The organism is Collimonas fungivorans (assembly GCF_028292705.1).
GTDB lineage: Bacteria > Pseudomonadota > Gammaproteobacteria > Burkholderiales > Burkholderiaceae_D > Collimonas > Collimonas fungivorans_B.
The window spans coordinates 1-8,466 of record NZ_JAQGLV010000062.1 but is presented as its reverse complement, the minus strand read 5'-3'; the positions used below and the strand labels follow the sequence as shown (position 1 = coordinate 8,466).

At 58.4% G+C, this 8,466-nt stretch carries 11 protein-coding genes; 9 read left to right on the top strand and 2 right to left on the bottom strand.

The window, feature by feature from the left end; translation table 11 throughout:
* The 3 genes from JWQ61_RS03080 to JWQ61_RS03070 form a co-directional block, all read left to right on the top strand.
* Window positions 1–802, top strand: an 802-nt coding sequence (locus JWQ61_RS03080) for a bifunctional 2-polyprenyl-6-hydroxyphenol methylase/3-demethylubiquinol 3-O-methyltransferase UbiG (protein ID WP_304359217.1), incomplete at its 5' end; no start/stop codon positions are given.
* Window positions 799–2,421 (top strand): transporter substrate-binding domain-containing protein, encoded by a 1,623-nt coding sequence (locus JWQ61_RS03075; RefSeq protein WP_304359216.1) that lies wholly within the window; start codon window positions 799–801, stop codon window positions 2,419–2,421. The genes JWQ61_RS03080 and JWQ61_RS03075, both read left to right, overlap by 4 nt.
* A gap of 34 nt (window positions 2,422–2,455) precedes the next feature.
* Window positions 2,456–3,049: a polar amino acid ABC transporter permease gene (locus JWQ61_RS03070; protein ID WP_304359215.1), complete on the top strand. Its 594-nt coding sequence runs from the start codon at window positions 2,456–2,458 to the stop codon at window positions 3,047–3,049.
* A 75-nt stretch (window positions 3,050–3,124) separates the two neighbouring features.
* Here the strand turns inward: JWQ61_RS03070 and JWQ61_RS03065 are convergent, their stop codons facing one another.
* The gene (locus JWQ61_RS03065; RefSeq protein WP_304359214.1) at window positions 3,125–3,712 is read right to left on the bottom strand and encodes a hypothetical protein; all 588 of its coding nucleotides are present in this window, start codon (window positions 3,710–3,712) and stop codon (window positions 3,125–3,127) included.
* Between the two features lie 20 nt (window positions 3,713–3,732).
* Between JWQ61_RS03065 and JWQ61_RS03060 the strand changes: the two genes are divergently transcribed.
* Window positions 3,733–4,200, top strand: coding sequence for a hypothetical protein (locus JWQ61_RS03060; protein WP_304359213.1), 468 nt, complete (start codon window positions 3,733–3,735; stop codon window positions 4,198–4,200).
* Window positions 4,197–4,724 carry a winged helix-turn-helix domain-containing protein gene (locus tag JWQ61_RS03055; RefSeq protein WP_304359212.1) on the top strand — a complete coding sequence of 176 codons (528 nt, stop codon included), beginning with the start codon at window positions 4,197–4,199 and terminating at the stop codon, window positions 4,722–4,724. Before JWQ61_RS03060 ends, JWQ61_RS03055 begins: the two co-directional genes overlap by 4 nt.
* A gap of 33 nt (window positions 4,725–4,757) precedes the next feature.
* On the opposite strand, the gene JWQ61_RS03050 is transcribed toward JWQ61_RS03055, so the two are convergent.
* Entirely contained in the window at window positions 4,758–5,675 is a 918-nt protein-coding gene (locus JWQ61_RS03050; protein ID WP_304359211.1) for a LysR family transcriptional regulator, read from the bottom strand.
* Between the two features lie 96 nt (window positions 5,676–5,771).
* Here JWQ61_RS03050 and JWQ61_RS03045 point away from each other — a divergent pair, with 96 nt between their 5' ends.
* Genes JWQ61_RS03045 through JWQ61_RS03030 form a run of 4 tightly spaced genes read left to right on the top strand, consistent with a single transcriptional unit; the run spans window position 5,772 to window position 8,466 of the window.
* Window positions 5,772–6,401 carry an HAD-IA family hydrolase gene (locus JWQ61_RS03045; RefSeq protein ID WP_304359210.1) on the top strand — a complete coding sequence of 210 codons (630 nt, stop codon included), beginning with the start codon at window positions 5,772–5,774 and terminating at the stop codon, window positions 6,399–6,401.
* A gap of 14 nt (window positions 6,402–6,415) precedes the next feature.
* Window positions 6,416–7,576, top strand: a complete 1,161-nt coding sequence (locus JWQ61_RS03040; RefSeq protein WP_304359209.1) for a DSD1 family PLP-dependent enzyme — start codon at window positions 6,416–6,418, stop codon at window positions 7,574–7,576.
* A 43-nt stretch (window positions 7,577–7,619) separates the two neighbouring features.
* Window positions 7,620–8,003, top strand: coding sequence for a RidA family protein (locus JWQ61_RS03035; protein ID WP_304359208.1), 384 nt, complete (start codon window positions 7,620–7,622; stop codon window positions 8,001–8,003).
* A 55-nt stretch (window positions 8,004–8,058) separates the two neighbouring features.
* On the top strand, window positions 8,059–8,466 hold the full coding sequence (locus tag JWQ61_RS03030) for an SRPBCC family protein (protein ID WP_304359207.1): 408 nt from the start codon (window positions 8,059–8,061) through the stop codon (window positions 8,464–8,466).

Below are 8,466 nucleotides of genomic sequence, written 5' to 3'. Positions count from 1 at the left end.
CATGTCAGCGGACGATATCAGCAGAGCAATGCAGGCAACTTACGATCATTATTATCTCAGCGAGGGATACCGCCGGCGCTACCCGGAACCGAATATTGCAACCATGGCCTATCTACTGCAGAACGGGTTGGCTGAGGCCGGCCAGATCCTCGACTTTGGCTGCGGAAACGGCCGCTATTCACTGGCTTTGCTGGAAAAAACCAAGGCGCACCTGACCGCCTACGATATTTCCGCCGCCTCTTTGGCGGAGTTCGAATCGCAGTTGCGCAGCACGCCTCATCGTGAGCGCGTCAGCTTTGTGCATGACAACCTGGATGGCTTGAACAAGTACACCTGCTACGATGCGATCCTCATGCTGTTCGGCGTCTTGTCGCACGTGGTCGAGCGCGACTTGCGGCTGCAGACCCTGCATAAAATGCGCAGCCTGATCCGGCCCGACGGCAAGCTGATCTTGTCGGTCCCGTCGATTTTCCGGCGCAGGCCGTGGGAATTGCTCAAATACGGCCTGGCGCGGGCCATGGGATATGCCGGACCACCCCAGGATGAAGCGGGCAATATCCGGTTTACCAGGCGCATTGAGGGCCGCAACCTGACGTTCTTCTATCATCTCTACTCATTGCGCACCCTGCGCGAGGAATTGGCTGAAGCGGGATTCGCCATCATGGAGTGCCAGCCTGAAAGCGTGTTTCCGGAATGGCTGGTGACGCAATCGAGACTGGTGCGCTGCATCGACCGGCGCCTGTGCTCCTGGATTCCGGCGCAGCTCGGCTACGGCATGCGGGTGCTCGCGGATCCCGTATGAGGCAGGGTAAAACAAATGCGCGCCCCTGCCTGCAAGCGGGTCGTGCCTGCCTGTTTGCGTTCATCTTGGTGGTCGCCAGCGCGGCGCATGGCGAAAGCCGCATGGATCAGATAGTGAAGCGCGGCGTGCTGGTGGTGGGAGTCAAGACCGACTACCCGCCTTTCGGCATGCTCTCGGCGGACGCCACGCCTCAGGGTTTTGAGCACGACCTGGCGCAGGACCTGGCGCATCGCCTCGGCGTCGTCCTGCACAAGGTGGCGGTGACGGGCGCCAACCGCATGCAGGTGCTGGATGAGGGCAGGATAGACGTCATGATCTCGACCTTGGGCGATACCTACGAGCGGCGGCAAATTGCCGGCCTGGTCGAACCGAACTACTATTCTTCCGGCGTGACGCTGATGACCAGGCCGGACAGCAAATTGAGCGCCTGGACCGACTTGCGCGGCCAAAAGGTCTGCGCCACCCAGGGCAGCTACTTCAACCGCGCCATGGCCACACGCTACCTGCTGGATTTGCAGGTGTTTCCAAGCGGCCGCGACGCCAAGCTGGGAGTGCGCGACGGCCGTTGCGCCGGCTGGCTGTTCGACAACACCGCGATCGCCGGCGATTTGTTGTCGAGCGAATGGAAAAACTACAAATCCACTTTGCCGCCGCAGCTGCTGACGCCGTGGGCTATCGCCATTGCACGTTCTGAAAAAGGCGGCGCATTGGAAATGTTTATCGGCGATACCGTGGCTGACTGGCATCGACAGGGCGTCTTGCTAGACCTCGAAAAGAAATGGCGGCTGCCGCCTTCCATGTTTCTGACCGAGATGCACACCTTGTGGAATAAAAAAGACGAGAAAGGCGCATTCATTTGCCGGCGCCTGGCGAACGGTCAATGGCCGCTGGCATGCCGCAATCCCGTTTTCATTACCTCTACTGAAACCACCGGCTTGCAGCAATGGGGATTGCTGCTCAAGGAAAAAACCGGCGTCAATCTCACCTTCGTCTACGACGAGTATGAGCGCGATCAGTTTTTACGCGCTTTATGCATCACCTTGGCGCTCACGGTTTCTTGCGTATTCGGCAGCCTCGCCAGCGGCACGATCCTGGCGCTGGCCGTGGAACGGAAAATCCTGCTGCTCAGCCGGTTTCTCAAGGGATTGGCCTTGATCGGCAGGCTGACTCCGCCTCTGCTGCAAATTTATGTACTGGTTTTCGGCATAGGCAGTTTGCTGGCCGCGAGCTGGGGAGTGCAGTTGAATTCCTTCCTGGTTGTCGTGCTGTGCCTGTGCTGGTACACCGGCTCATGCCTGCTGCATATCCTGGAAAATGCCGGCGACAAAGAACGTTTGCGCAATCCCGGGTTTCGCTTGACGTTGCGCACCTTGCGGCCGCTGGTGAGCCGTTGCTCCACATCGATATTGGCGTGCCTGGTGAATGTGACAAAAGCCACCATGATGGCCAGTGCCGTCGCAGTGCCCGAATTGCTGTCGGTATCCACCTCGATTATCGCCGAGCATGGGGCCGTCGCCACCGTGATGAATACCTTGATGCTGCTGTTCCTGCTTTTGGTGTTCGTCGTGCTGCGTTTATTGCAATGGATGGAACAGAGGTGGTGTCGTGGAATGGATTGAAATCACAAAAAAGCTGTTTGAATGGACTCCCTTTTTGGCAACCGGATTCCTGTGGAACATCCTGATTTCCGTACTGGCGTTGGGTATCGGCACGGCCGGCGGCGGACTGCTGGTCTTGCTGCGGCTGTCCAGCCACCGGAAATGGGCTCTTGCGGGTTCAGGCCTGACCGAACTCATGCGCAACGTGCCGACGTTTGTTTTCCAGTTTTACCTGGTATTCATGCTGCCGGAATCATTGACGTTGCCGTTTTCGAGCATCAGCCTGCCTTTCCCGTCCTGGTTGAAAGCGGCGCTGGCGCTGGCGCTGTCCGTGGCGGGTTTTGTTTCAGATAACCTGCTAAGCACCATCCTGGAATGGCGGCGCGGCAGATGCCAGGACGCGCTGCTGTTCATCTCGAACCTGGGAAATTTTTGCGTGATCATTGTCATGGCGTCCTCTGCGGCTTCGGTGATAGGAGTGCCTGAATTGCTCAGTCGCTGCAACACCGTAATTAACGCCAGCGGCACCACGCAGATCATGTTGTGGGTTTACCTGTATGCGATGGTCTGGTTCTTTCTGTTTTCCTACATGGTGACGGCCGGGATAAAGAAATTCAGTTCCGGCATCCAGCGGCGCATAAGAAGTTAACCGGGATTTCCAGCAACCGGAAAAGCGGACATCGAATTGGACCATCCGTTTGCCCGCTGGTATTGGCAGCTGGTTTTAGCTGAGGGCAGGCAGATAATGCGTCAGTTTGTCATAACCGTTGTCTTTCAGGGCCTTGACGGCATCTGTTCCCTTTTTTCCCCACGTAAAAACATCGCCGTGAAGATCAACATAGATCCAGTGCAGCAGGCCGTACCGGTAGTTGCTTTGATTGTCTTTTTTTCCTAAGCCGTAAATCGCGTTTTTATACGGTAGTGGTTTGTCGAGATTCAAGCTGTTGCTATTCGCCGTTGTAGCATGAAAGTCATAGTTCAGGAAACCCAGGTCTTTGCACAGCAGGCTGACCGCCGCCGCCGTCATCGCAATGCCGACCTGCGCATCCATGGCGTGGTTGCCACGCATTCTGTCCGTGACGTCTTGCAGGCTGCGATAAGCATATACATTTCCGAAAACCTTCGAGAAATCCAGCAGCTCTGCAGATCGGTCCGCATGGTTCCGGCAAAAATTCTCGATCAGGGGAAACAAGGTGGCATAGGTATCGGCCGCAATGACCCCTCCTTTTTTTTGGTTCAGGTTGGCCGCCTGGATAGCCGCGACAAAACCGCATACTCCCCAGTTGTTCTGATTCATGTCTTCGATTTTCATGCCGATTCCTTTTCATGTAGATGCGTCGTCATGCCATTCATTCAGGTGGGCTGTCGCTGTCGCCTGCCAGGCGGAAAGCGGCCGCGCGTATCTTTTTTTCCTTCATCCGCGACCCGAGCATCGCAAAGATCGTAAAAAGAATAGGCTCGGCATCGGCCGGGAAACTGACGATTGCTGACATGGGGCAGGCGCCGGGTGAGATAAAAAGCCCGTTGCGGTGGTGTACAGGTGTCGGCGATTGGCTGAACTGGCTGCTTATATGCCCTTTCATCGGCCAAATGAAAAACGGGGTTTCATGGCCAGATGTCGGTGGATTTACATCCAAGGCTGTATTGTCTGGTTGTATGGCGCGTCCGCAACCGAATCTCATCCCGGCGCAGGGCCATGTTCCTCAGAAAACTATAGAAAATGTCATGAATTGTCATGATAACAGTATTTCCATGGGCCAACATGTGGCTATGAATCTACTTTGTTGGGGCAAAAAATGATGACGTTGCTTCTCCTGAAAGATGACACGCGAAATGAAAATGAGATCTGCGATTTTTTCAGCAGCGCTGGTTATCAGATCAATTGGAGCGAGACGTCGGCCACATTGCTGGCGGGGCAGAGTCCGAACGAGCAAAACAGGTCAATCACCATTTTGCAAATGGATCACACGCATCCGTTCTCGCCCGATATTGCCAACCTGACGCGTGGCATTACGCTGCCTTGGCGGCTGTCTATGCACCAGCGCACCTTGACTGCGCCGAACAATAACCAGATTAAGCTCACCAGCCTTGAATTCACCTTGGTCAAAACCTTTGCCATGCTGGAAATCGGCCAGGTGGCGTCCAGAAGGAAGATCATCGATGAATTCGGCGAACATTACCTGAGCTACGACCAAAACCGGCTGGACACCATGATCATGCGCTTGCGGAAAAAAATCCGGCACGGGCTAGGGATGGCGCTGCCCTTGAATACAGTAAGGGTGCGCGGATTCAGCTTTGACGATTTGCTGATCCTCGATCATTGAACCCGGCGCCGGCGCAGACGGTTGCCCGGCTTGTCATGGCCCGCCTTTAATCCGCCAGGGCGGCACCGGGCCGAACTGCCGCAGCGCATACTCGATGAATTTCTTCGCGCGCGCCGACATGCCTTTGCGCTGCGGCACCAGCGCGATGACGTCGGCCGGCGCGATATTCCATTGAGGGAGCAGCGCCACCAGCTTGCCGCGCCGGATGTTTTCCGCGACGTCCCACTCGGAACGGATCATGATGCCTTTCCCCATCAGCGCCCATTGGTGCACCACTTCGCCATCGTTGGAACTGAGGATGGGATCGACCCGCACGCTGTGGCTGAGCGTGCCTTTGGCAAACTTCCACAGGCCTACGTCTTCATCGTTTTCCTGTAATACCAGGCACTGGTGCCCGGCAAGCGATTGCGGATCGGCCGGCGCTCCCATGCGCCGGATATAGGATGGGGCCGCACACAGGATTCTTGCATTGGCGCCGATCTTGTAGCGCACCAGGCTGGAGTCGGCCAAAGCGCCGATGTGGAATGTGATGTCAGCCTGATGCGCTTCGCCGGCGCTAATGCGGTCGAGCAGGGTCAGCGAAACCTTGACGCCAGGATGGTCGCTCTGGAATTGCGCCGCCAGCGGCGTCAGGTAGCGGCGGCCGAAGCCGAATGGGGCGTTGATGCGCAGATGTCCCGCGACAATGCCTTGCCGTGCTTTCAGCATTTCAAAAAGAGCGTCGTTGCGCTCGCAAATCGCCGCGCCTTCTTCCGCCAGCAGCTGGCCTTCGTCGGTCAGGCTCATATTCCGCGTGGAGCGGTCGATCAGGCGCACGCCCAGCCTGGCTTCCAGCTGCTGCAGGCGCTGAGTCACGGCGGAAGCGGTCACGTTGATCTCACGCGCGGCGGCGGCGAGGCTGCCGGTTTTCACCACGATCATGAAAAAACGGATATCGTCGACCGGGATCATTATTAAGTAAAACTTAAGTTAGTCATGCGTTTCATTTAACCACAATCTTGGCAATACCATCGATAATTCAGCCATACCAACTGGATCGGGGCTGACATGGCGCAAAAATATCAGGCAATCTTGTTCGATCTGCTGACTGCATTACTGGATTCCTGGACGGTCTGGAACCATACCGCCGGCTCGGAGCAGGCCGGGCGCGCCTGGCGCGCCGAATACCTGCGGCTGACCTACGGTTGCGGCGCCTACCAGCCTTATGAGGAACTGGTAGCGCAGGCGGCGCAGAACGTCGGACTGGCGCCAGAGCTCGCGCAGCAGCTGGACCGCAACTGGCGCAGTCTCCAGCCGTGGCCGGAGGTGGTCGCAACGCTGGCCCGCTTGCAACAGAATCATCGGCTTGGCGTAGTGACCAACTGTTCCGTCAGGCTGGGCCAGCTGGCGGCCGACCGGGTGGGTGTTCCGTTCGAGGTGGTGGTGACGTCGGAGCAGGCCGGGTTTTACAAGCCTGACCCGCGGCCGTATCGGCTGGCGCTGGAGAAACTGGACTTGCCGGCGGAGCGCGTGCTGTTTGTCGCCGGGTCCGCCTACGACATGTTCGGCACTGCGCAAGTCGGCCTCGATACCTTCTGGCATAACCGCATCGGCCTGGCAGCGCCAGCCGGCGCGCCGGCGCCGTTGGCGGAGTCGGCACATATCTCGGACCTGCTGCAGTTCGTCGAAACCAGATAAACCGAGGAAACGACATGAATGATTCCACACGCAATCCGGTGCGCCGCCTGGCCGACCTTGAAACGCCGGCCCTGGTCCTTGACCAGGACCGCATGCAACAGAATATCGCCCGCATGCGGACCAGCCTGGCCCGTTTCGACGTGGTGTTCAGGCCGCACGTCAAGACCAGCAAGTCGATCCAGGTCGCGCGCTCGACGCTAGGGCAAGCCAGCGGGCCGATCACCGTCTCGACGCTCAAGGAAGCCGAATATTTCGCAGTCGATGGCTTCACGGATATCCTGTATGCAGTCGGCATTGTTCCCGGCAAGTTCGATCATGTGATCCGGCTGCGGCGGCAGGGGGTAAGGCTGACGCTGATCCTGGACAGCCTGGAGATGGCTCAGGCCTTGTGCGACAAAGGCCGGCAGGAAAACATGCGTTTCGACGTGATGATCGAGATCGACTCCGACGGCCACCGCTCAGGCGTGCTTCCCGATTCGCCGGAGCTGCTCGAGATCGGCCGTTGCCTGGTCGCCGGCGGCCAGCATCTGGCTGGCGTCATCACCCATGCCGGCAATTCCTATAACTGCCGTTCGATACCGGCCATCAGGCAGATGGCGCAGCAGGAACGCGATGCCGCGGTTGGCTGCGCAGAACGCTTGCGCGCGGCCGGCATCGCTTGCCCGGCGGTCAGCATCGGCTCGACGCCGACCGCCATGTTCGCCGACAACCTGGATGGCGTCAGCGAAGTGCGCGCCGGCGTGTTTGTGTTCGGCGACCTGGTCATGGCCGGCCTGGGCGTCTGCCGCCAGCAAGACATCGCGCTGTCCGTGCTCACCACGGTGATCGGGCACCAGAAAGAAAAGGGCTGGATCATTACCGACGCCGGCTGGATGGCCATGTCGCGCGACCGCGGCACCAGCAGGCAGCCGCAGGACCAGGGTTACGGCCTGGTCTGCGATCTCGGCGGCGAACTGCTGCCGGACCTGCTGATGGTCGACGCCAACCAGGAACACGGCGTGATCGCGCATCGTTCCGGCGATCCTGCGCAAACGCCGGACCTGCCTATCGGCGCCATGCTGCGCATCCTGCCGAACCACGCTTGCGCCACCGGCGCCCAGCATTCCCGCTACCATGTAGTCAAGCGAGAGTCTTCGGATATCCTGGAGGTCTGGGAACGCTTCCGCGGCTGGTAGGACAGGTTCGGCCCATCATTTACCCTTGTCACGCAAAGAGACCATGAAAATCATACATACCCCGGCCGTGCCGGCGCCGCGCGGGCACTATTCGCAAGCGGTCGAACAGAACGGTTTTGTTTTTTTGTCAGGCATGCTGCCGGCTTCCGATACGATCGACCCGGCCTCGCATGATTTCCGGCAGCAGTGCGAAGCAGTGTTCCATCAATGCCAGCAAGTCTTGCAAGCCGCGGGCTGCGGTTTTGGCGACGTGGTGCAGGCCACCGCGTATCTGGTCGGAGTTGAAAACTGGAGTTTGTTCAACGAGATCTACGCCAGCTACCTGGGCGCGCACAAGCCGGCGCGCGCCGTGGTGCCGGTGCCGGCCTTGCATCACGGTTATGCGGTAGAGCTGCAGCTGATTGCTTGCGTTCCCGGCGGGGTTTAGTCATGCTAAATTAGCGTTTCGCAATCCATGCCTCCTTAGACAACAGGGAAAAATCATGTGGACTCATGAAGAGAGCATAGAAACAAGCGCTACGCCGGCGCGGATCTGGCAGTTGTTTGCCGACGTGCAGGGCTGGAAAAAGTGGAACAAGGGAATTGATAATATCCAGATCCACGGCGCATTTGTGGATGGCGCCACATTTACAATGCAACCGCCCGGCGAGGATGTATTTACCACCACCCTGATCGACGTCAGGGAGAACCAAAGCTTTACCGATGAAACGATCATCGACGGCACCCGCGTACTAGTGCACCACAAGATCGTGCCGCTGGCGTCCGGCGGCAGCAAGGTCATCTACAGCACGGAAATCACCGGGCCGGCTGCGGCGGATTTCGGGCCGATGGTGACCGCGGATTTTCCGGACGTGCTAAGCGCGCTGAAAAATATCGCTGAGCTCAGCTGA

What these genes read in the sequence shown, in the direction of transcription:
- JWQ61_RS03075 (WP_304359216.1), top strand. Translation starts at nt 799, where the DNA reads ATGAGGCAGGGTAAAACAAATGCGCGCCCCTGCCTGCAAGCGGGTCGT.
- JWQ61_RS03065 (WP_304359214.1), bottom strand. Translation starts at nt 3,712, where the DNA reads ATGAAAATCGAAGACATGAATCAGAACAACTGGGGAGTATGCGGTTTT.
- JWQ61_RS03060 (WP_304359213.1), top strand. Translation starts at nt 3,733, where the DNA reads ATGCGTCGTCATGCCATTCATTCAGGTGGGCTGTCGCTGTCGCCTGCC.
- JWQ61_RS03055 (WP_304359212.1), top strand. Translation starts at nt 4,197, where the DNA reads ATGATGACGTTGCTTCTCCTGAAAGATGACACGCGAAATGAAAATGAG.
- JWQ61_RS03050 (WP_304359211.1), bottom strand. Translation starts at nt 5,675, where the DNA reads ATGATCCCGGTCGACGATATCCGTTTTTTCATGATCGTGGTGAAAACC.
- JWQ61_RS03045 (WP_304359210.1), top strand. Translation starts at nt 5,772, where the DNA reads ATGGCGCAAAAATATCAGGCAATCTTGTTCGATCTGCTGACTGCATTA.
- JWQ61_RS03040 (WP_304359209.1), top strand. Translation starts at nt 6,416, where the DNA reads ATGAATGATTCCACACGCAATCCGGTGCGCCGCCTGGCCGACCTTGAA.
- JWQ61_RS03035 (WP_304359208.1), top strand. Translation starts at nt 7,620, where the DNA reads ATGAAAATCATACATACCCCGGCCGTGCCGGCGCCGCGCGGGCACTAT.
- JWQ61_RS03030 (WP_304359207.1), top strand. Translation starts at nt 8,059, where the DNA reads ATGTGGACTCATGAAGAGAGCATAGAAACAAGCGCTACGCCGGCGCGG.